Origin of the sequence: Streptomyces sp. NPDC091371 (assembly GCF_040684275.1) — a bacterium.
Classification (GTDB): Bacteria; Actinomycetota; Actinomycetes; order Streptomycetales; family Streptomycetaceae; genus Streptomyces.
Genome location: NZ_JBFBFP010000011.1, coordinates 30,138 through 50,299 on the forward strand (window position 1 = coordinate 30,138; position 20,162 = coordinate 50,299).

19 protein-coding genes are annotated in these 20,162 nt (G+C 73.1%); 13 read left to right on the forward strand and 6 right to left on the reverse strand.

The features are described 5' to 3' along the window. The first annotated feature begins 23 nt into the window (after positions 1-23). The 4 genes from AB0O21_RS15010 to AB0O21_RS15025 all read left to right on the forward strand — a co-directional run bounded on the left by AB0O21_RS15010 (position 24) and on the right by AB0O21_RS15025 (position 4,155). Positions 24-707, forward strand: coding sequence for a response regulator transcription factor (locus tag AB0O21_RS15010; RefSeq protein WP_365171066.1), 684 nt, complete (start codon positions 24-26; stop codon positions 705-707). 9 nt (positions 708-716) lie between these two features. Further along, positions 717-2,174 (forward strand): HAMP domain-containing sensor histidine kinase, encoded by a 1,458-nt coding sequence (locus tag AB0O21_RS15015; RefSeq protein ID WP_365171068.1) that lies wholly within the window; start codon positions 717-719, stop codon positions 2,172-2,174. Continuing rightward, complete coding sequence (locus AB0O21_RS15020; RefSeq protein WP_365171070.1) at positions 2,171-2,695, forward strand: hypothetical protein; 525 nt, start codon at positions 2,171-2,173, stop codon at positions 2,693-2,695. Before AB0O21_RS15015 ends, AB0O21_RS15020 begins: the two co-directional genes overlap by 4 nt. A 200-nt stretch (positions 2,696-2,895) precedes the next feature. Continuing rightward, complete coding sequence (locus tag AB0O21_RS15025) at positions 2,896-4,155, forward strand: cytochrome P450 (RefSeq protein ID WP_365171072.1); 1,260 nt, start codon at positions 2,896-2,898, stop codon at positions 4,153-4,155. Here the strand turns inward: AB0O21_RS15025 and AB0O21_RS15030 are convergent. Continuing rightward, positions 4,115-4,840: a hypothetical protein gene (locus tag AB0O21_RS15030; RefSeq protein WP_365171074.1), complete on the reverse strand. Its 726-nt coding sequence runs from the start codon at positions 4,838-4,840 to the stop codon at positions 4,115-4,117. The genes AB0O21_RS15025 and AB0O21_RS15030 overlap by 41 nt on opposite strands. 227 nt (positions 4,841-5,067) lie before the next feature. On the opposite strand from AB0O21_RS15030, the gene ggt reads away from it, so the two are divergent. Next, on the forward strand, positions 5,068-6,864 hold the full coding sequence (gene ggt, locus AB0O21_RS15035; RefSeq protein WP_365171076.1) for a gamma-glutamyltransferase: 1,797 nt from the start codon (positions 5,068-5,070) through the stop codon (positions 6,862-6,864). 12 nt (positions 6,865-6,876) lie between these two features. Here ggt and map read toward each other — a convergent pair whose 3' ends face one another. After that, entirely contained in the window at positions 6,877-7,644 is a 768-nt protein-coding gene (gene map / locus AB0O21_RS15040) for a type I methionyl aminopeptidase (RefSeq protein WP_365171078.1), read from the reverse strand. Positions 7,645-7,709: 65 nt separating this feature from the next. Here map and AB0O21_RS15045 point away from each other — a divergent pair, with 65 nt between their 5' ends. The 7 genes from AB0O21_RS15045 (at position 7,710) to AB0O21_RS15075 (ending at position 15,064) form a co-directional block, all read left to right on the forward strand. Further along, a complete protein-coding gene (locus AB0O21_RS15045; RefSeq protein ID WP_365171080.1) occupies positions 7,710-7,961 on the forward strand; it encodes a helix-turn-helix transcriptional regulator in 252 nt (83 codons plus the stop codon). 38 nt (positions 7,962-7,999) lie between these two features. Continuing rightward, on the forward strand, positions 8,000-8,380 hold the full coding sequence (locus AB0O21_RS15050) for a PPOX class F420-dependent oxidoreductase (RefSeq protein WP_365171353.1): 381 nt from the start codon (positions 8,000-8,002) through the stop codon (positions 8,378-8,380). 45 nt (positions 8,381-8,425) lie between these two features. Next, positions 8,426-10,300 carry a hypothetical protein gene (locus AB0O21_RS15055; protein ID WP_365171082.1) on the forward strand — a complete coding sequence of 625 codons (1,875 nt, stop codon included), beginning with the start codon at positions 8,426-8,428 and terminating at the stop codon, positions 10,298-10,300. A 198-nt stretch (positions 10,301-10,498) separates the two neighbouring features. Further along, the gene (locus AB0O21_RS15060) at positions 10,499-11,341 is read left to right on the forward strand and encodes a nitrilase-related carbon-nitrogen hydrolase (RefSeq protein WP_365171084.1); all 843 of its coding nucleotides are present in this window, start codon (positions 10,499-10,501) and stop codon (positions 11,339-11,341) included. A gap of 38 nt (positions 11,342-11,379) precedes the next feature. Further along, a complete protein-coding gene (locus tag AB0O21_RS15065; protein WP_365171355.1) occupies positions 11,380-12,633 on the forward strand; it encodes an aspartate aminotransferase family protein in 1,254 nt (417 codons plus the stop codon). A 10-nt stretch (positions 12,634-12,643) separates the two neighbouring features. Further along, entirely contained in the window at positions 12,644-14,044 is a 1,401-nt protein-coding gene (gene hydA, locus AB0O21_RS15070; protein WP_365171086.1) for a dihydropyrimidinase, read from the forward strand. A 21-nt stretch (positions 14,045-14,065) separates the two neighbouring features. Continuing rightward, positions 14,066-15,064 (forward strand): TIGR03842 family LLM class F420-dependent oxidoreductase, encoded by a 999-nt coding sequence (locus tag AB0O21_RS15075; RefSeq protein ID WP_365171088.1) that lies wholly within the window; start codon positions 14,066-14,068, stop codon positions 15,062-15,064. On the opposite strand, the gene AB0O21_RS15080 is transcribed toward AB0O21_RS15075, so the two are convergent. Genes AB0O21_RS15080 through AB0O21_RS15095 form a run of 4 tightly spaced genes read right to left on the reverse strand, consistent with a single transcriptional unit; the run spans position 15,065 to position 18,949 of the window. Then, positions 15,065-16,474, reverse strand: coding sequence for an FAD-dependent oxidoreductase (locus AB0O21_RS15080; protein ID WP_365171090.1), 1,410 nt, complete (start codon positions 16,472-16,474; stop codon positions 15,065-15,067). Beyond that, positions 16,467-17,657 (reverse strand): MAB_1171c family putative transporter, encoded by a 1,191-nt coding sequence (locus AB0O21_RS15085; protein WP_365171092.1) that lies wholly within the window; start codon positions 17,655-17,657, stop codon positions 16,467-16,469. Before AB0O21_RS15085 ends, AB0O21_RS15080 begins: the two co-directional genes overlap by 8 nt. Before the next feature lie 54 nt (positions 17,658-17,711). Then, complete coding sequence (locus AB0O21_RS15090) at positions 17,712-18,299, reverse strand: toxin-antitoxin system, toxin component (RefSeq protein ID WP_365171094.1); 588 nt, start codon at positions 18,297-18,299, stop codon at positions 17,712-17,714. A 17-nt stretch (positions 18,300-18,316) separates the two neighbouring features. Then, on the reverse strand, positions 18,317-18,949 hold the full coding sequence (locus AB0O21_RS15095) for a hypothetical protein (protein WP_365171096.1): 633 nt from the start codon (positions 18,947-18,949) through the stop codon (positions 18,317-18,319). A gap of 260 nt (positions 18,950-19,209) precedes the next feature. Between AB0O21_RS15095 and AB0O21_RS15100 the strand changes: the two genes are divergently transcribed. Next, a complete protein-coding gene (locus tag AB0O21_RS15100) occupies positions 19,210-20,058 on the forward strand; it encodes a TfuA-like protein (RefSeq protein ID WP_365171098.1) in 849 nt (282 codons plus the stop codon). Positions 20,059-20,162: the final 104 nt, after the last annotated feature.

Consider the following 20,162-nt stretch of genomic DNA (forward strand, 5'->3'; position numbering starts at 1 on the left):
GAACCACCTTGGATACTGACCGGATGCCACGCGTACTGCTGATCGAGGACGACCCTTCCATCCGGGAGGGCGTGGGCCTCGGCCTGCGCCGCCGCGGCCACGAGGTGAGCGCGGCCGAGACGGGAGAGGACGGGCTCGCCCTGCTGGCGAGCTTCCGCCCCGAACTGGTCCTGCTCGACCTGATGCTGCCGGGGATCAACGGCGTACAGGTCTGCCGCCGGATCCGCGACACCAGCGAGGTGCCGATCATCATGCTCACCGCGCGCGGCGACGACTTCGACGTGGTCGTCGGCCTGGAGGCCGGAGCCGACGACTACATCGTCAAACCCGCCCGCACCGAGGTCATCGAGGCCCGCATCAAAGCCGTCCTGCGCCGGCTCAGCGACCCCGTGGGCACCCGCCCCGAGATCGAGTTCCACGGCGAACTGGCCGTCGACCGCGGCGGGCTGACCGTCGCCAAGAACGGCGAGCGCGTCCCCCTCGCCCCCAGCGAGCTCAAGCTCCTGCTGCACCTGTCGGCCTCGCCCGAGCAGGTCTTCTCCCGCCAGCAGCTCCTGGAGTACGTCTGGGAGCACAGCTACCACGCCGACGCCCGGCTCGTGGACGCCTGCGTGCGCCGCCTGCGCACCAAGGTCGAGGACCCCGACGCCGCCCCCCGCTACATACAGACCGTGCGCGGCTTCGGCTACCGCTTCGGCCCGCTCTAGGGACACGAGTTGAGACGGATCGCCCCGCTGGGACTGCGCACCCGGCTGATCGCCGCCTTCCTGCTGGTCGCCGCGATCACCGCGCTGAGCACGTCCGCGCTCACCTACCAGAAGGCGCGCAACGCGATCCTCACCCAGACCCAGGACACCGCCGTCTCCACCCTGCGCGACCAGATCGAGCAGCAGCCCCTGCAACTGCCCATGGAGCACCAGGAACTCCAGAGCCGGGTCAGCGACATCGCCAAGCGCGGCAAACCGCACCCCTGGAACGTCTTCGGCGAGTACGGCACCCTGCGGGTCTCCTCCAACATCACCCCGACCACCTCCACCCTGCTCACCGAAGCGCTCCGCGAGAAGGTGGCGGCCAACCCGCACGGGGCCTTCCAGCGCGTCTCGGACCGCTCCGGCAACCCCTACCTCGTCGTCGCCATGCCGGCCGTCTTCTCCCACAACGGGTCCCGCGTGCCCACCGGAGCCGTCTTCTACGCCACCATGCCGCTCGACGCCGAACAGGCCACCGTGAAGGCCATGGTCGACGCCGCCCAGCAGGGCGCCGTACCCGGACTCGCCATCGCCCTGATCCCCGCCCTGCTCGCCGCCCGCAGCGTGCTCCGCCCCGTACGGGACATGCGCCGCGCCGCCCAGCGGCTGGGCCGGGGCCGCCTGGACACCCGTATCGAAGTCCGGGGCGCCGACGAACTCGCCGGACTCGCCCGCACGTTCAACGAGACCGCCCGCGCCCTCGAACAGTCCGTGACCGAACTCCAGGAGGCGGAGGCCCGCGCCCGCCGGTTCGCCGCCGACGTCTCGCACGAACTGCGCACCCCGCTCGCCGGGATGCTCGCCGTCACCGAGGTCCTCGACGAGGACGCGGAACGCCTCGACCCGGACACCGCGAAGGCCCTGCGGCTGATCAGCGCCGAGACCGGGAAGCTCGCCGTCCTCGTCGAGGACCTCATGGAGATCTCCCGCTTCGACGCCCGCGCCGCCGAACTCAACCTGGACGACGTCGACCTGGCCGAAACCGTCGGCAAGACCCTGGAGCGGCGCCACTGGAACGACGGCCGGGTGGTCACCGTCACCGACCTGCCGGACGAGGTCCGCGCCCGGCTCGACCCGCGCCGCTTCGACGTGGTCCTCGCCAACCTCGTCGGCAACGCCCTCAAACACGGGAGCGCGCCCGTGCGGATCACCGTACGGACCGGGCCCGGGCCGGAGGGCGAAGGCGGCCGGCTGCTGATCGAGGTCGCCGACAGCGGACCGGGCATCGCCCCGGAGGTGCTCCCGCACATCTTCGACCGCTTCTTCAAGGCCGACGCGGCCCGCACCCGCTCGTCGGGCAGCGGCCTCGGCCTCGCCATCACCCTGGAGAACGTACGCCTGCACGGCGGCACCCTGAGGGCGGGCAACGGGCCCGCCGGGGGAGCCGTCTTCACCCTCGACATGCCCCTGGAGGCCCGCGCATGACCCGCCTACGGGCAGTGGCCGCCGGCGCGGCGCTGCTGAGCCCGCTGCTGCTCACCGGATGCGGGATCAAACCCACGGGGCCCGTCGACAGCGGCGCGGCCGCCACCGTGGCCGTGATCGTTCCCGAGGACTTCTCGGTGCTGTACTTCCTCTCGCCGGAGGGCCGGCTCGTGCCGTCCCCGCAGCGCGACATACCCCGGGTGACACCGATCCAGGTGCTCACCCGGCTGCTGGACGGGCCCGGGCAGCGGGAGCTGGAGGCCGGCCTCGCCACCGAAGTGCCCTCCGTCCACGGCAAGCGGCTGGACCCCTCGGTGATCTCGATGTCGGGGCGGGACGCGATGACCGTCCGCCTGCCGTTCGCGGTCCAGGACCTGACGCCGACCGCCCGCCGCCAACTGGTGTGCAGCCTCGCCTCCACCGGCAGTTCGGGGAACCGGTACACGGTCGCGCTGCAGGGGACCGACACCACCCTGGCGGCGGAAGCCTGCGACGACGCCGCCGAGCGCCCCTCCGCCTAGTGCTGTGGCCGGAAAGGTTTGCCGGGTCGCGGTGTCCGGTGCGGTGCATCGCAAGGCGGAGGGCCGCGGCTCGTACTGGACGTACTTGCGCGGTCCGACAACGCAGCGAGGTGCCGTGCCGGGCGCCGTGACCCGGTGAACCTTGCCGGTCACAGCACTAGTGCTTGCGCGGAGTGCTCCGGAGCCGCCACCGTGGCCCCATGGATCACGGTGCGGACGTCCCCGACGTCTTCGACCCCCGCGTCTACGCCGAGGGCGTCCCCCACGAGCGCTACCGGCTGCTGCGCGAGCGGCACCCCGTGGCCTGGCAGGAGGAGCCGGAGGTCCAGGGCTGGCCCGCCGGTCCCGGCTTCTGGGCCGTCACCCGGCACGCCGATGTCGTACGGGTCCTGCGAGAGCACCGGACGTACTCCTCCTGGCTGGGCGCCACCCAGATCCGCGACCCCGACCCGGCCGACCTGCCGTTCCTGCGCCGCACCATGCTCAACCAGGACCCTCCCGAACACGGCGGGCTGCGCCGGCTCGTCGCCCGCGCCTTCACCCCAGCCCGCGTCGACGCCTTCGCGGGCCGGGTGCGGGACCGCGCCCGCTCCCTGCTCGCCGCCGCCCGGGAGGGCGCCGAGGACGGGGCCGCCGACCTGGTGCGCACGGTCACCGACGAGTACGCCCTGCTGAACCTCACCGACCTGCTGGGCGTCCCGGCCTCCGACCGCGCCCTGCTGCTGGAGTGGACCGTACGGATCATCGGCTACCAGGACCCCGAGGACGCCCCGGCGCCGAAGCTCGGCCCTGACGGCAAGCCGCTGAACCCGCGCTCCCCGGCGCTGCTCGGCGAGATGTTCGCGTACGCCCGCGAACTCGCCGCCCACAAGCGGGCGCATCCCGGCGACGACGTGATGACGGCCCTGGCGCTGGCCGGACTCGACCCGGCCGAACTGGAGATGTTCTTCTTCCTGCTGACCGTCGCGGGCAACGACACCGTGCGCAGCGCCGCCCCCGGCGGCCTGCTGGCGCTGGCCCGCGACCCGGACGCGTACGCGGCACTCGCCGAGGGGCGCGTCCCGAAGGACCGGGCCGTGGACGAACTCCTGCGCGTCCACCCCCCGGTGCTCAGCTTCCGCCGCACCGCCGCCGTGGACACCGAGCTCGCCGGGCAGCCGATCCGGGCCGGGGACAAGGTGGTGGTCTTCCACGCCTCCGCCAACCACGACGAGCGCGTCTTCACCGACCCCGGCCGCCTCGACCTGGCCCGCACGCCCAACCCGCACGTGTCCTTCGGCGACGGCCCGCACGTCTGCCTGGGCGCCCACTTCGCCAGGCTCCAGCTGCGGACCTTCTACGAGGAGTGGTGCGCGGCCATGCCCGTGCCGGAACTCGCGGGCCCGCCACGGCGGTTGGTGTCGAACTTCATCAACGGGATCACGCGGCTGCCGCTACGGGTGTCCGGGCCGCCGAAGTGACGTCCGCGACCAGCTCCGTCACGTCCGGTCCGTAGGCGTCGGAGTTGATGACCTTGAGCAGGACGCAGAAGGAGTCCCCGCCGTACTTGCGCGCGAGCGCCCGGTGGTCCTTGGCGAGGTAGCGGGCGGCGGCTTGGTTGCTGATGGCGGTCTGCCCCGACAACAGGAAGACCGGCCGGGAGCCCTGCCCGGTGGTCAGCCGTGCCAGCAGCACGTACTCGACCTGGCCCTTTTCCCAGCGGTACGTCTCACCGCCGACGGTGATGGCTCCACGGTCCGGTCCGGATTCGGTATTGATGAGGATCCGCACTCCGGGGAGCATGGAGGCCAGGTGCGCCACGGTACGGGCGTTGGAGGAGGGCCCGCCGACGCAGAACTCGGCCCGTTCGCCGAAGCCCTGGCGGGCGGTGTCGTGGGTGACGATCTGGACGTTCGCCCCGCAGTCCTTGATCAGCGCGGATATCTCCAGCAGCGCGAAGGCGTCGTTGCGGTGCAGCGACGAATCGGTGCCGCCCATCTGCCGGTTGACCACGAACAGGCAGTCCGACCCGGTGGGCAGTCCCAGGAAGGCCTGCTTGCGGCGGAGCGCGCGGCGCCACAGATAGGTCCGGGCGAACCAGCCGAACCCGCCGCTGAGCGCGGTGGCCACCACCCCGAGCACGATGTTGCGCACGTCGTCGTTCATGCGCGGGATGCTAAGGCATCCGGCGGCGGGGCTCACGGCCGGTGCGGCCCCTGCGGAACGCCGCTGTGCGGCGGGATCCACGCGGCGGGGTGCACAGCCGGGGTCCGCGGCCCCGCCCACCGCGCCGCACCCGGGCACCGAGCGGCGAACCGGGCGGCCGCGCAGATGCCCTGACGGGGCCACAGGCGGGCCGCTAGGCTCGGCGCACGCTGCCACTGGAGGTCCGGATGCACCGCTTCCTCGCCCGCCCGTTACCGCTGATGGCCCTCGCGGCCGCCCTCGTGTCGACCGGCGCCGCAGCCCCGCCCGGGGTGGCCACCCCCGCCAAGGTGCCCGTCGCGACGGGCTACGGCGGGGCCGTCGCCAGTGTCGACGCGGACGCCTCGGCCGCCGGCATCGCCGTCCTGCGCTCCGGCGGCAACGCCGTGGACGCGGCCGTCGCGACCGCCGCCGCGCTCGGGGTCACCGAGCCCTATTCGGCGGGCATCGGCGGAGGCGGCTACTTCGTCTACTACGACGCCCGCTCCCGCCGGGTGCACACCATCGACGGCCGCGAGACCGCCCCCGCGACGGCCACTTCCGCACTGTTCCAGGAGAACGGCCTCCCGATCCCCTTCGCGGAGGGCCAGACCAGCGGCCTCGGAGTCGGCGTCCCCGGCACCCCCGCCACCTGGAAGAGCGCCCTCGCCGCCTGGGGCACCCGCCCCCTCGGCCAACTCCTGCGGCCCGCCGAGAAGCTGGCCCGCGACGGCTTCACCGTGGACGCCACCTTCCGCGCCCAGACCGCCGCCAACGAGGCCCGGTTCAGGGACTTCCCGGACACCTCGAAGCTCTTCCTGCCCGGCGGCGCCCTGCCCGTGGTCGGCTCCACCTTCAAGAACCCGGACCTGGCCGCCACGTACGCGGAACTCGCCCGCAAGGGGACCGGCGCGCTCTACCGGGGCCCGATCGCCGAGGACATCGTCCGGGCCGTCCGCACGCCCCCGGTCGACCCGGCCGCCACGCGCAAAGTCCGGCCCGGCGACCTGACCAGTGGGGACCTGCGCGCGTACGAGACCAAGAGCCAGGCCCCGACCCGGGTCGGCTACCGAGGGCTGGACGTCTACAGCATGGCGCCCTCCTCCTCCGGCGGAACCACGGTCGGCGAGGCCCTGAACATCCTGGAGGGCAGCGACCTGTCGGCGCTCTCCGAGAGCCAGTACCTGCACCGCTTCATCGAGGCCTCCCGGATCTCCTTCGCCGACCGGGGCCGCTGGGTCGGCGACCCGGCCGCGCAGGACGTTCCGACGAAGCAGCTCCTCTCCCAGGCGTACGCGGACTCGCGCGCCTGCCTGATCAAGCCCGACTCCACCCTGACCAGCCCGCTCGCCCCCGGCGACCCGCGCAACCCCGCACCCTGCGCCACCACCGGACAGGCCGCCCCGACCACCTACGAGGGCGAGAACACCACCCACCTGACGGTCGCCGACCGCTGGGGCAACGTGGTCTCCTACACCCTGACCATCGAGTCGACCGGCGGCAGCGCGATCACCGTGCCGGGCCGCGGCTTCCTGCTCAACAACGAGCTGACGGACTTCTCCTTCGCCCCGGCCGCCCCCGGCGTCCCGGACCCGAACCTGCCCGGCCCCGGCAAGCGGCCGCGGTCCTCGATGTCCCCGACCATCGTCCTGGACGACGGCCGGCCGGTGCTGGCCGTCGGCTCCCCGGGCGGCGCCACCATCATCACCACCGTCCTGCAGACCCTGACCGGCCACCTGGACCGGGGCCTGCCGCTCGTCGCCGCGATCGCCGCGCCGCGCGCCAGCCAGCGCAACCAGACCACCACCGAGCTGGAACCCGGCCTGTGGAACAGCCCGCTGCGCGCGGAACTGGAGGCGCTCGGCCAGGGCTTCCGGCAGAACCCGGAGATCGGAGCCGCCACGGGCGTGCAGCGGCTCCCGGACGGCCGCTGGCTCGCGGCCGCCGAAACCACCCGCCGCGGCGGCGGCTCGGCGATGGTCGTCCACCCGCACGGCAAGCCGTAGCGCCCCGGCCGGCTACAGGGCGGTCAGGATCCTTGGGCCGTCGGCGGTGATCGCGACCGTGTGCTCCGCGTGCGCGGCGCGGCTGCCGTCGACGGTGCGCAGGGTCCAGCCGTCCCCGTCGCAGGCGTAGTCGTCCGTGCCGCCCGCGATCAGCATCGGCTCGATCGCCAGGACCATGCCGGGGCGCAGCCGCATGCCGCGCCCCGGCGGGCCCTCGTTGGGCACGCCCGGGTCCTCGTGCATGGCGCGTCCCACGCCGTGGCCGCCGAAGCCGTCCGGGATCCCGTACCCCGCGCCCCGGCACACCGTGCCGATCGCGTGGGCGATGTCGCCGATCCGGTTGCCCGGCACGGCGGCGGCGATGCCGGCCGCGAGGGCCGCCTCCGCGGCCTGGATCAGCCGGAGGTCGGCGGGGCGGGCCCGGCCGACCGTGAAGCTGACGGCCGCGTCCCCGACCCAGCCGCCCAGCTTCGCGCCGCAGTCGATGCTGACCAGGTCCCCGTCGCGCAGCCGGTAGCCGCCCGGGACGCCGTGCACGATCGCGTCGTTGACCGAGGCGCAGATCACCCCGGGGAAGGGCACCGGGGCGAAGTGCGGCCGGTAGCCGAGGAAGGGCGAGGAGGCGCCGGCCTCGCGCAGCACTGCGCGCGCCACCCGGTCCAGCTCTTGCAGGGACACCCCGACCCGCGCGCTCTCGCGCACCGCGGCCAGGGCGTGCGCGACCACCCTGCCGGCGGCGCGCATCTCGTCGATCGACCGGTCCGTCTTCAGTTCCACCATGCCAATAACTATACCGGTATAACTTTACCGGGATAGTTATTGGGGTGACGGGGTAGGATGGCCGCATGGTCCGCACCCCCCTGACCCCGGAAGAGCGCGAGCGCGGCGAGCGGCTGGGCGCGCTCCTGCGCGAAGCCCGCGCCGGGCGCAGCATGGTCGAGGTCGCGGCCAGCGCCGGACTGTCCGCGGAGACCCTCCGCAAGATCGAGACAGGCCGGGCACCCACCCCCGCCTTCTTCACCGTCGCGGCCCTCGCCGAGGCCCTCGGGCTCTCCCTGGACGACGTGATGCGCCGCTGCGCACTCGTCAGCGCCTGACCGACTCCAGCGGCCGGGGCTAGGCTCCGGCCATGACTCTGACACTCGACGACCTCAACCGGGGCAGGTACGTCAGCCTCACCACCTTCCGCAAGGACGGCACGCCCGTCGCCACGCCGGTGTGGGCCGTGGCGGACGGTGGTGAGCTGTACGTGTGGACGCGCACGGACACCTGGAAGGTGAAGCGGATCCGCAACAACGGGCGGGTCACCGTCGCGGCGTGCGACGTGAAGGGCCGGGTGGCGGCGGGGGCGCCCGTGCTGGAGGGCGAGGCGCGGCTGCTGGACGAGGCGGGGCTGAAGCGGGTGCGGAGGCTGATGTCGCGGAAGTACACCTGGCAGTTCTGGGCGGTGGACCTGCCCGGCACGCTGGTCCGGCTCGGGAAGCGGCCGCACACCGGGATCGCCGTCAAGGTTTGAAGTGGGCGTAGCCCGCCCGTAACACTGGTGGGATCCAATGCGGTCATGGAGACCGCGACTTCGCTGGTGATCAATCAACTCGCCGAATACCTGCGGGGGTTGACGCAGAGGCTGGATTCCGGAGCGGGCTGGTACGGGGAGTTCCTGCGCCGGGACCCGGAGGGCGTGCGGGCCTGCATCGAGGGGCGCGCGATGGTTCCGTGGGACGTGCTGGAGTCCCTGCTGGGGGACCTGGCGGCGGCCAGGGGAGCGGAGTTCGCGGAGCGGGAGACCGTATACGCGGCCCGGCTGCGGGCGGCGGCCGTCACGGCGTGGGACCGGCTGCCGGGCGGCGAGGCCGAACTGCGGTCCCTGCTCGCGGCGTCGACGGTCCAGCGCGCGGACTCGGAGGCGGCCGTACGCCACCTCGCGGCGCGGCTGTCCTCCACCGCCGACCCCGCGGAGGCGGACGCGCTGTCCCTCGAACTCTCCTGGACCCGGGACGACGCCACCCGGGCCGCGTCCCGCCAAGCCGACCTGACGACCCGCCTGTCCGCCGTGTCCCCTCCCGGGGAGGCGCACCGGATCCCTGCGGGCGCCCCGGCCGGAGGGGCCCGCCCGGGCCCCGCGGCACCCGGGCCCGTCGGGCCCCGGGCGCCCGGCCCCGGCCCTGCGGGTCACCCGGTGCCGGGGTGGGAGGGGCCGGTGGGTGCGGGGTTCCCCGGCAGGCCGCCGGAGGCTCCGGCGCCCGGGCCTGCGGCCCCGCTGGGCGCGGGGGCCGCGGGGGAGGCCGGGCCCGAAGGTGCGGGGGACCGGGGGCCCGAGGGCGGCTCGCGGGCGCCGGCGGGGGAGCCCCTGCCCGGCGTGCCGCGGCAGCGGGCGCACGAGGCGGAGCGGCCCGTCGGGCGGGCCGAGGGGCGGTGGCTGCGGGGCGGACGGCGGTCCGGGGGCGCCCGGTACGCGGGCTCGGCGGCCCCCGAGCCCCCGGCCCCCACCCTGCCGGACCTCGGACGCCCCGCTCGGGGAGCCGAACCGGAGTCGGGCCTGCCGGCCCCGCGCGGAGCGCGCTTCGGACGCGCGGCGGACCCGGCCCCCCAGGGCGCCCGGCCGCGGCCGGAGCCGGCACCCGCCCCGCAGACCGGGACCCACCCGGCGCCCCACGACCCGGCCCGCGGCACCGGAGCCCCGGCTCCCGCCGCGTCCCCGTACGGGCCGGGCGGTTCGGCGGCGGGCCGGTACCCCGAGCCCCCGGCAGGGGCCCCGGCTCCCGACGGGTTCCGTCACGGGCCGGGCGGTTCGGCGGCGGGTCAGTACCCCGAGCCGCCCGCAGGGGCCCCGGCTCCCGCCGCGTCCCCGTACGGGCCCGGCGGGCCGGCCGCGGGGCAGTACCCCGAGCCCCCCGCAGGGGGCGCGGAGGCCGACCCGGTGCGGGGGGTCGTGGGGCGGTTGCTCGCGCTGCGGGCGCACCACCGCACCGGCGAGGCGCACGCGCTGCTGTGCGAGGCCGCGGCCTGGCCCGCCGAGCGGCTGCCCGGGCTGGCCGCCGAGCTGAACCGCGCCGGGCTCGCGGCCGACTGGGCCACGCTGCTCTGGGAGGCGGCCTCGCTCCCGCCCGAGCGGCTCGCCGCCCTCGCCGCGGCCCTCGACGAGGCCGGCCGGGAGGCCGACTGCGACCGGCTGCTGCGCCAGGGCATGGCCCGCCCCGCCGCCGAGATCGCCGACGCCGCCCTCGCCCTCGGGCAGGCCGGCCGGGACCGGGAGGCCGGCGTGCTCCTCGCCGCCTTCGTCGACGTCCGCACCGCCGAGGAGGCCGCCGCCCTGGCCCGCCGCGCCCCGCAGTGGTTCGCGCCCCGTCTCCTCCGGGCGGCCCGCACCCTGCCGGGGGCCCGGCACCGGGATCTGGTCCACGCCCTCCGCGTGGCCGGAGTCGCCACGGCGTAGGCGGCAGGCGGCAGGCGGCGCAAGCGGCGTAAACCGCCCGTCCCCTGACCGGAATCGACCGCGCGGCGACGTAACGTGATCGACTACTCCAACCGCGCAACGCGGTCTTGCCCCACGCTGTGCCGAGGCCTACGTTCTACTCCCTACGTACACCGTCTACGTGCGTAGAACCGGCGTTCCCGTCGCGAGGAGCAGCTCATGGCCCAAGTCGTCCGCGCCGCGCTGGTCCAGGCCACCTGGACCGGAGACACCGAATCGATGATCGCCAAACACGAGGAGCACGCCCGCCGCGCCGCCGCGCAGGGCGCGCAGATCATCGGCTTCCAGGAGGTGTTCAACGCCCCCTACTTCTGCCAGGTCCAGGAGCCCGAGCACTACCGCTGGGCCGAGGCCGTCCCCGACGGCCCGACCGTCCGCCGCATGCAGGACCTCGCCCGCGAGACCGGCATGGTCATCGTCGTCCCGGTCTTCGAGCTCGAAAGCGCCGGCTTCTACTACAACACCGCCGCCGTCATCGACGCCGACGGCAGCTACCTCGGCAAGTACCGCAAGCACCACATCCCGCAGGTCAAGGGTTTCTGGGAGAAGTACTACTTCCGCCCGGGCAACCTCGGCTGGCCCGTCTTCGACACCGCCGTCGGCAAGGTCGGCGTGTACATCTGCTACGACCGCCACTTCCCCGAGGGCTGGCGCCAACTGGGCCTCGCCGGAGCCCAGTTGGTCTACAACCCGTCCGCCACCTCCCGCGGCCTCTCCGCCTACCTGTGGCAGCTGGAACAGCCCGCGTCAGCCGTCGCCAACGAGTACTTCGTCGCCGCCATCAACCGCGTCGGCCAAGAGGAGTACGGCGACAACGACTTCTACGGCACCAGCTACTTCGTCGACCCGCGCGGCCAGTTCGTCGGCGAGGTCGCCAGCGACAAGGAGGAGGAACTCCTCATCCGCGACCTCGACTTCGGCCTCATCGAAGAGGTCCGCACCCAGTGGGCGTTCTACCGCGACCGCCGCCCCGACGCCTACGGAGGGCTCGTACAGCCGTGACCAACCCCACCCCGCTCCACAGCCGCCACCGCACCGTCATGCCCGACTGGCTCGCGCTCTACTACAAGCACCCCATCGAGCTCACCCACGGCGAGGGCCGCCACGTCTGGGACTCCGAAGGCAACCGCTACCTCGACTTCTTCGGCGGCATCCTCACCACGATGACCGCCCACGCCCTGCCCGAGGTCACCAAGGCCGTCGCCGAACAGGCCGGGCGGATCATCCACTCCTCCACGCTCTACCTCAACCGGCCGATGATCGAGCTGGCCGAGCGGGTCGCCGCCCTGTCCGGCATCCCCGACGCCCGGGTCTTCTTCACCACCTCCGGCACCGAGGCCAACGACACCGCGCTGCTGCTCGCCACGGCGTACCGCCGCTCCAACCAGATCCTGGCGATGCGCAACAGCTACCACGGCCGGTCCTTCTCCACCGTCTCGATCACCGGCAACCGAGGCTGGTCTCCGACCAGCCTCTCGCCGCTCCAGACGTACTACGTCCAGGGCGCGGTCCGCACCCGCGGCCCCCTCGCCCACCTCGACGACGCCGCCTTCACCGCGGCCGCCGTCGCCGACCTGGAAGACGTACTGGGCCAGGCCCGCGGGGGAGTTGCCGCCCTCATCGCCGAGCCGATCCAGGGCGTCGGCGGCTTCACCTCCCCGCCCGACGGCCTGTACGGGGCCTTCCGCCAGGTCCTCGACCGGCACGGCATCCTGTGGATCAGCGACGAGGTGCAGACCGGCTGGGGCCGTACGGGCGACCACTTCTGGGGCTGGCAGGCCCACGCCCAGAACGGCCCGCCGGACATCCTCACCTTCGCCAAGGGCATCGGCAACGGCATGTCCATCGGCGGGGTCGTGGCCCGCGCCGAGGTGATGAACTGCATCGACGCCAACTCCATCTCCACCTTCGGCGGTTCCCCCGTCACCATGGCCGCGGGCGTCGCCAACCTCGCCTACCTCCTCGAACACGACCTCCAGGGCAACGCCCGCCGCGTCGGCGGCCTCCTCCTGGAACGGCTGCGCGCCATCGCCGCCCACGTGCCCGCCGTACGGGAAGTCCGCGGCCGGGGCCTGATGGCCGGTCTGGAGATCACCGAGCCGGGCACCGACCGGGCCGACCCCGACGCGGCCGCCGCCGTACAGGAAGCCGCCCGCGAACGCGGCCTGCTGATCGGCAAGGGCGGCGGTCACGACACCAGCGTGCTGCGCATCGCGCCGCCGCTCTCCCTCACCGTCGCCGAGGCGGAAGAGGGCGCCGAGATCCTCGAACAGGCCTTGCGCACCATCCAGTAGGGGGACGCACATGAGCATCCGCACCCTGATCCGCGGCGGCCTCGTCGTCACCGCCGCCGACGAACTGCACGCGGACGTCCTCATCGAGGACGGCCGCGTGGCGGCCCTCGCCGCACACGGCTCGGCGGCCGCCGAGGCCTGGACGGCCGACCGTACGATCGACGCGAGCGGGAAGTACGTCATCCCGGGCGGGGTCGACGCCCACACCCACATGGAACTGCCCTTCGGCGGCACCTCCGCCTCGGACACCTTCGAGACGGGAACCAGGGCCGCCGCCTGGGGCGGCACCACCACCATCGTCGACTTCGCGGTGCAGAGCGTGGGCCACGCCCTGCGCGAGGGGCTCGACGCCTGGTACGACAAGGCCGACGGGCAGTGCGCGATCGACTACGCCTTCCACATGATCCTCTCGGACGTCAACGAGGGGACCCTGAAGGAGATGGACCTCCTCATCGGCGAGGGCGTCACCTCCTTCAAGCTGTTCATGGCGTATCCGGGGGTCTTCTATTCGGACGACGGACAGATCCTGCGGGCCATGCAGCGGGCCTCCGGCAACGGCGGGCTGATCATGATGCACGCCGAGAACGGCATCGCGATCGACGTCCTCGTCGAACAGGCCCTGGCGCGCGGGGAGACCGACCCCCGCCACCACGGCGAGGTCCGCAAGGTGCTCCTCGAAGCCGAGGCCACCCATCGCGCCATCCAGCTCGCGAGGGTGGCCGGATCGCCCCTCTACGTGGTCCACGTCTCGGCGGAGGAAGCGGTCGCGGAGCTGGCGCTCGCCCGGGACAAGGGCCTGCCGGTCTTCGGCGAGACCTGCCCGCAGTACCTGTTCCTGTCCACCGACAACCTCGCGGAGCCCGACTTCCAGGGCGCCAAGTACGTCTGCTCCACCCCGCTGCGGCCGCGCGAGCACCAGGCGGCCCTCTGGCGCGGCCTGCGCACGAACGACCTCCAGGTGGTCTCCACCGACCACTGCCCCTTCTGCTTCCGCGGCCAGAAGGAACTGGGCCGCGGGGACTTCTCCAAGATCCCCAACGGCCTGCCCGGGGTGGAGAACCGCATGGACCTGCTCCACCAGGCCGTCCTGGACGGGCACATCAGCCGCCGCCGCTGGATCGAGATCGCCTGCGCGACCCCGGCCCGGATGTTCGGCCTCTACCCGCAGAAGGGCACCATCGCGCCCGGCTCCGACGCCGACATCGTCCTCTACGATCCGCACGCCGAGCAGGTCATCTCCGCCGAGACCCACCACATGAACGTGGACTACTCGGCGTACGAGGGCAGGCGGATCACCGGACGCGTCGACACCGTCCTCTCCCGCGGCGAACTCGTCATCGACCGGCGCGAGTTCACCGGCCGGGCCGGCCACGGGGTGTACATCCCCCGCTCCACCTGCCAGTACCTGTAAGCGCACGCAAGGAGCCGCCCCATGGACTTCGGCCTCGTCCTGCAAACCGACCCGCCCGCCTCCCAGGTCATCAGCCTCATGAAGCGCGCCGAGCGCAACGGCTTCCGCTACGGCTGGACCTTCGACTCGGCCGTCCTGTGGCAGGAACCGTTCGTCATCTACAGCCAGATCCTCGCCAACACCCGGAAGCTGCACATCGGCCCCATGGTCACCAACCCCGGCACCCGCACCTGGGAGGTGACCGCCTCCACCTTCGCCACCCTCAACGACATGTACGGCAACCGCACCGTCTGCGGCATCGGCCGCGGCGACTCCGCCATGCGCGTCGCCGGCCGCAAACCCAACACCCTGGCCCGGCTCGGCGAGGCCATCGACGTCATCCGCGACCTGGCCGAAGGCCGCGAGGCCCTCGTCGACGGCAACCCGATCCGCATCCCCTGGATCCGCGAAGGCAAACTCCCCGTCTGGATGGCCGCGTACGGACCCAGGGCCCTCGCCCTCGCCGGGCAGAAGGCGGACGGCTTCATCCTCCAGCTCGCCGACCTCTACCTCACGGAATGGATGATCAAGGCGGTCCGCGAGGCCGCCGCCGAGGCCGGCCGCGACCCGGCCGCGATCACCATCTGCGTGGCGGCCCCCGCGTACGTGAGCGAGGACCTCGCGCACGCCCGCGACCAGTGCCGCTGGTTCGGCGGCATGGTGGGCAACCACGTCGCCGACCTCGTCGGCCGCTACGGCGAGCACTCCTCGATGGTCCCGGACGAGCTCACCGAGTACATCAAGGCCCGCGAGGGCTACGACTACAGCCACCACGGCCGCGCCGGGAACCCCTCCACCGACTTCGTCCCCGACGAGATCGTCGACCGCTTCTGCCTGCTCGGCCCGGCGGAGGCCCACATCGAGAAGCTCCAGGCCCTGCGCGCCCTCGGCGTCGACCAGTTCGCCGTGTACGACATGCACGACGCGCGGGAGGCGACCATCGACGCGTACGGCTCCGACATCATCCCCGCCGTCGGCTGATCACCGGACGGGCAGGCCGTTCAGGAGGCCGCGTTCGGACGGGGTGAACGGCGGGTGGTCGAGCTGGGGGCGCGACGGGCCCAGCAAGGCGGTCAGCAGCACGCGGGGACTGACGAGGGACGTGGGGGGTGCCTGAAGGGCCAGGACGTCGGTCAGAGCCGTAGCCGCGTGGAAGGATCCGGTCGCGGTCCGGGACAGGCGGCTGACGTAGCGGTGCAGGAGGCGGTCCGCCAGGGTGGGCCGCTTCCCCTTGGTGGAGGAGAAGTGGATGTCCTGACCGACGGCGAGGGCCCAGGCGATGTCGACGGGCCGGGCGATGGCGCGCTGAGCACGGAGGGCCAGGCCGGGGGCGGCCGGGCGGTGCGACAGCACGTCGCGCAGGGCCAGGGCGCCCAGCGCGGCCACCGACATGCCCTGCGCGTACACGGGGTTGAACGTGGCGACGGAATCCCCGAGGGCCACCAGGCCTTCTGGCCACCGGCGCAGCCGTTCGTAGTAGTGGCGCCGGTTCGCCGTGCTGCGGCTGACGCTGACGTCCGTGAGCGGTTCGGCGTGCTTCAGCAGGTCCGCCATGACGGGGTGGCGCAGCGTCCGGGCGAAGGGTACGAAGTCCGCCGCGTCCCGGGTGGGCAGTGCCCCCGGGGCGCCCATCAGACTGGCGTGCCAGCGGTCGCCCTCGATCGGCAGGATGCCGCCGGCCTTGGCGGGTTCCGGCAGGCGCGGGTCGGCCTGAACCCCCACCACGGGCCAGCCGCGGGTGGGGACCGGTGCGCGGTAGATCCGGCTGGCGTAGGCCAGGCCGGACTCGATGCGGTCCTGGGCGAGGCCGGTGACACCCAGCTCCCCGAGCCATTCGGGCAGCCGGGAGGACCGGCCGGAGGCGTCGATGACCAGGTCGGCGCGCAGTTCCGTTTCCGTGCCGTCGGCTCCGCGCAGCCGGATCCCCGTGACGGCGCCGCCGGCGCCGAGCAGCCCGACGGCCTTGGTCCGGGAACGCACGCTGACCCGGGGGTCCGAGAGGACCTGCCGGCGGATGACGGAGTCGGTCAGGTCCCGGCTGGCGGTGATCACGCAATGGGTGGCGCGCTGCCAGCGGCGGTACCAGCCCTCAGGGGCGTGGATGACCATGTCGGTGGTCACGGGTATGCGGTGGGCGCCCGCGGCCGTCAGCCGGTCGATGGTGCCGGGGAGCAGGGAGTCGATCGCCTGCGCTCCGCCGCCCTGCAGCCAGTGGATGTGGGCCGCCTGGGGGACGCCGGTACGCGGTTCGGGCCCGACGGGCAGCTCGTGCGCCTCGATGACTTCGACGCTGTCGACGTGGTCCTTGACGGCGGCCGCCGCGAGCATGCCGGCGATGCTGCCCCCGATGACGACGACGTGCCCGGGGGACCGGTGCGTGGCTTCACTCATGACGGGCTGCTTTCTCCAGGGGCACGTGGTGGTCGCGGCCGTCCTGGGCCGTCCAGGAGGCGAGTGCCAGGGACAGGGGCACCAGGTCCTGCCCGCGTAGCGTCGATGTCTGTGCGACGTGGTCCAGCCGGCCGGGATCGGTGCGCTGCTGCTCCACGGCGTCGAGGATCATGACCGCGTCCGCGGCGACCGCGGCGGAGGACTCGTCCTCGCCCCTGAGGAGGGCCGCGTGGTAGGCCGTCGCGCGGACATCGGGATCGCAGTAGGGGGTCAGCGCGAGGAGGGCGTCGTACAGGGCCGTCTTGCGTCCGGTGAGGAGGACGGTCGGCGGAGTCCGCCACCACGGCAGTGAGGTGCGGACGGCGCTCTGAGCGGGCACCTGCCTGAGGGTCCGCCACAGGGGTGCGAGCAGCCGCAGCTGCCGGACGGCGTGCACCGTGCCGGCCAGGCGCGGGCCCACGAGCGGGACGGTGAACCCGACGGCACCGAGGACCGAGGTCGGAGCGGCGAGGAGGGGGGACACCTCGTCGACGAGGAAGTCCAGGTCGTGCCCCGTCCACCGGGCAGCCACCGCGACCAGCCTCATGACGTCGTAACACGCGTTGATCAGGTAGGCGGGGGCGAGGATGCGCAGCCCCGCCCGCAGCGACCCGCGGACCTCTCCGGACCACCGCCAGCACAGGATGCTCGCGGCGATCATCGCCACGCCCTGTGCGACCAGATAGGTGACGATCATTTCCCTGATGTAGGGCGTGTTCGCGTAATGGGCGTCGAAGAGGGTCACTTGCTCGACGGGAGCGTCCCCGGCCCAGAAGAAGCCGACGACGGCAATGGTCGCCAGGGTGTAGGCGTACACGCACAGGCGCGAGAAGCGGTGCGTCCCGTCCGGGGCCGCCGGCCTCCAGTTGATGATCAGCAGGAGGCTCGCCCCGGCGAACGCGGTCATGGTCGCGTACACCACGGGGGCGGCGAAATTGGGGATGCCGGTGAACCCGTTGAGCGCGACGATCGAGGCCGGAGCGGCGAAGATCATCAGGCAGCCCGCCGCGAAGAGCAGCAGACAGGCCGCGCGGAGCAGCGTGTCGTGCCGCCGGCGGAGCAGGGCGGGGACTTTCAGGGCGCAGACCAGCAGCAGCATGATCCCGCAGATGTAGAAGCTGAGACTGCTGGTTCCGGATGCCACCTTGCTGCCTGTCCTCGATGCGGGTGTGGTGAGAGAGAAGCCTGAGGTGAACGCTCAGGCCCGTGGGAAGCGGTGTGCCATGGAGCTCTGGATGCGCCCGGCGAGGTTCTGCGGATCAGTGGCACCGCAGGCCCCTGCCAGGGCCGCTTTCACGTCCGTGGCGAACCGGATGCCGAAGTGCTCGGCCTCTTCTTCCTCACGTGCTTCGGGGGTGTCGGCCCGAGAGGCCAGGTGGATCGCGATGTCCGTCCGTTCGGCCTGGGGCAGCTCGCTGCCGTCGGCATCGGCGACGCGCGCGACGAACTCCGCCAGCGCTCGGCCTGCCGGCGGCCCTCCGGAGCGGGTCGCGGCGGGGCCGTGGTCATGGCCGGAGCGTCCGTGGCCTTGGAACATGTGCCACGCCTCGTGGCCGATGATCACGAGTTGGTGCTCGGGATCGGTGTTCTCCTCGTAGACGATCAGGTCGTGACTCGCGCGGTCGATCCACAGTCCGCTGGCGGTCGCGGGCGGGAACGCCGCCTCGCGCAGCCGGACGGGCCGTCCTCGTAACTCGCTGAGGACCCGGCCGATCGAGGGTACGAGGAGAGCCTCGTCCGCCGGCGGCACCAGGTTCCGCACGATGTGCGTACTGAGCTTCCGCATCGCTCTGGGCCCGGTCCTCATTGCTCACCTTCACGCTCGTCGAGCTCCAGCAGGGCGTTCAAGGTCGCGCTGAGCACGTGCCACCGCTCCTCCGGCAGATCGTGCGCGCGCCGCAGGGCGAGGCCCCGGATGTCGCCGTGTTCCGACCGCACGGCTGCCAGCGGGCCGGCGCCGGACGGCAGCGCCGCCTGCGCCGGTTGCAGTGAAGCGAGGAGGGGCAGCAGCGCGCGGTTGAGGGCCTCGGCGGGCGGGACGGTGAAGAAGGCCTCCCCTCCCGCGACGTCGAAGAAGTCCACCAGTGCGTGCAGGAACTCGACGCTGGGCACCTTTTCGCCACTGCACACCTGCCGTGCCCAGAACCCGGAGACCCCCGACTGCCGGGAAATCCTCCCGGCAAGCTCCGACATGCGCACTCCCGTACGTGCCAGATAGGCGTCCGCCAGCGTGCTGATCCGGGCGCGGACGCGGTCGTTGACCGTGTCGGCCGGCGGTTCGCCGCCCTGGAGCAGGGTGCGAATCGTTTCTTCCGGCAGTGCCGTCCTGGCTGCCAGTTCCTCCGGGTCCAGCAGTTCCGAGCGCTCCAGGCGCCGCTCCCGGATGAGGGCCTCGAGGCGGTCGAGTGTCTCCGGCAGAGACGGATTGGGGTCCACCTGGGTACTCCTGCGGGGCGCAGCGGATCGAAGTCGGTATGCGCAGGTGAGCCTAGCCCGCATCCAAAGCCGCCTCAACGATCGTTTGCGGCCACGAGGCGATCGCTGATGCGTCGCGCAACTGATCGTATCGGCGCGAGGGTTGAAAGGCAGTCAATGATCATTTACTGACTGGAATCGATCGTTGACGCCGAGCAGCCGGGTGCATCAGCATCGGGGCGTGCCCTTCGCCGGGGAACGGGGGAGTGATGGGGGAGGCCATGGAGGCGGCTGGAATGGCGGGCGGGAAGGCGGGCGGCAAGGCGGGCGGGAAGGCGGTCGTGTTCCTGGGGCCGACCCTGGGCCGGAACGAGGCCGCGGCGCTCTGCCCTTCCGCGCTCATCCGGCCGCCCGCCCGCAAGGGCGACCTGATCTCCGCGATGCTGTACGACGACGTCCGCGTCGTGGGGCTGGTCGACGGGGAGTCCGCCCAGCCGCTCCCCGTCTGGCACAGGGAGATCCTGTGCGTCATGGAAGCCGGCGTGATCGTGCTGGGTTCGTCGAGCGTGGGGGCCCTGTGCGCCGCAGAGCTGCACCCCTGGGGCATGCGCGGCGTCGGGGGTGTCTTCCGGGCGTATGCCGACGGCCGGCTGGGCGGCGATGACGAAGTCGCCCTGGCGTACGCGGAGTCGGACGGCCGCTACCAGAAGTCATCGGAGCCGATGGTCAACATCCGGGCGTCCTGCCGTGCGGCCGCCTCGGCGGGTGTGGTGGACTCCGGGGTCGCCGACCGGGCCATCGCCCTGGCCGAACAGCTCTGCTACCCGGAGCGTTCGTACCGGCGGATCCTCCAGCTCCTGGAGGGCGAGGGAGCGCCCCCCGAGCAGACCGTCGCCCTGCGCGCCCATCTGGCCGAGCACGCCGTCGACGTGAAGGGTGACGACGCCCGGGAGCTGCTGCGCCTGTTGGAGACCGGTGCACCGCTCGGGGCGGACACCAGGAGTGCGCCCGTGCCGTGGCGTTCGCCACGGTGCTCCGCCGCGGCCGGACGGCTGTCGCGGTGGCTGAGGACGCCGACCGGCTGCGCACCGAGGCGCCGGACGGTACGTCCGCCCACGAGGTGGCGCTGACCCGCGGACCGCCCTCGAAGGAGGCCCCGCACCGGGCCGGTTCACCTCGGGTACACCTGGTGTCCGGGCTGCCGTCCCGGACCGTCGGTGGGGTTTGTCGGTCG

Bases quoted from the DNA above. Each gene is read 5' to 3' on its own strand.
- AB0O21_RS15010 (WP_365171066.1), top strand. From the start codon at position 24: ATGCCACGCGTACTGCTGATCGAGGACGACCCTTCCATCCGGGAGGGC.
- AB0O21_RS15020 (WP_365171070.1), top strand. From the start codon at position 2,171: ATGACCCGCCTACGGGCAGTGGCCGCCGGCGCGGCGCTGCTGAGCCCG.
- AB0O21_RS15025 (WP_365171072.1), top strand. From the start codon at position 2,896: ATGGATCACGGTGCGGACGTCCCCGACGTCTTCGACCCCCGCGTCTAC.
- AB0O21_RS15030 (WP_365171074.1), bottom strand. From the start codon at position 4,840: ATGAACGACGACGTGCGCAACATCGTGCTCGGGGTGGTGGCCACCGCG.
- ggt (WP_365171076.1), top strand. From the start codon at position 5,068: ATGCACCGCTTCCTCGCCCGCCCGTTACCGCTGATGGCCCTCGCGGCC.
- map (WP_365171078.1), bottom strand. From the start codon at position 7,644: ATGGTGGAACTGAAGACGGACCGGTCGATCGACGAGATGCGCGCCGCC.
- AB0O21_RS15045 (WP_365171080.1), top strand. From the start codon at position 7,710: ATGGTCCGCACCCCCCTGACCCCGGAAGAGCGCGAGCGCGGCGAGCGG.
- AB0O21_RS15055 (WP_365171082.1), top strand. From the start codon at position 8,426: ATGGAGACCGCGACTTCGCTGGTGATCAATCAACTCGCCGAATACCTG.
- AB0O21_RS15060 (WP_365171084.1), top strand. From the start codon at position 10,499: ATGGCCCAAGTCGTCCGCGCCGCGCTGGTCCAGGCCACCTGGACCGGA.
- AB0O21_RS15065 (WP_365171355.1), top strand. From the start codon at position 11,380: ATGCCCGACTGGCTCGCGCTCTACTACAAGCACCCCATCGAGCTCACC.
- hydA (WP_365171086.1), top strand. From the start codon at position 12,644: ATGAGCATCCGCACCCTGATCCGCGGCGGCCTCGTCGTCACCGCCGCC.
- AB0O21_RS15075 (WP_365171088.1), top strand. From the start codon at position 14,066: ATGGACTTCGGCCTCGTCCTGCAAACCGACCCGCCCGCCTCCCAGGTC.
- AB0O21_RS15080 (WP_365171090.1), bottom strand. From the start codon at position 16,474: ATGAGTGAAGCCACGCACCGGTCCCCCGGGCACGTCGTCGTCATCGGG.
- AB0O21_RS15090 (WP_365171094.1), bottom strand. From the start codon at position 18,299: ATGCGGAAGCTCAGTACGCACATCGTGCGGAACCTGGTGCCGCCGGCG.
- AB0O21_RS15100 (WP_365171098.1), top strand. From the start codon at position 19,210: ATGGAGGCGGCTGGAATGGCGGGCGGGAAGGCGGGCGGCAAGGCGGGC.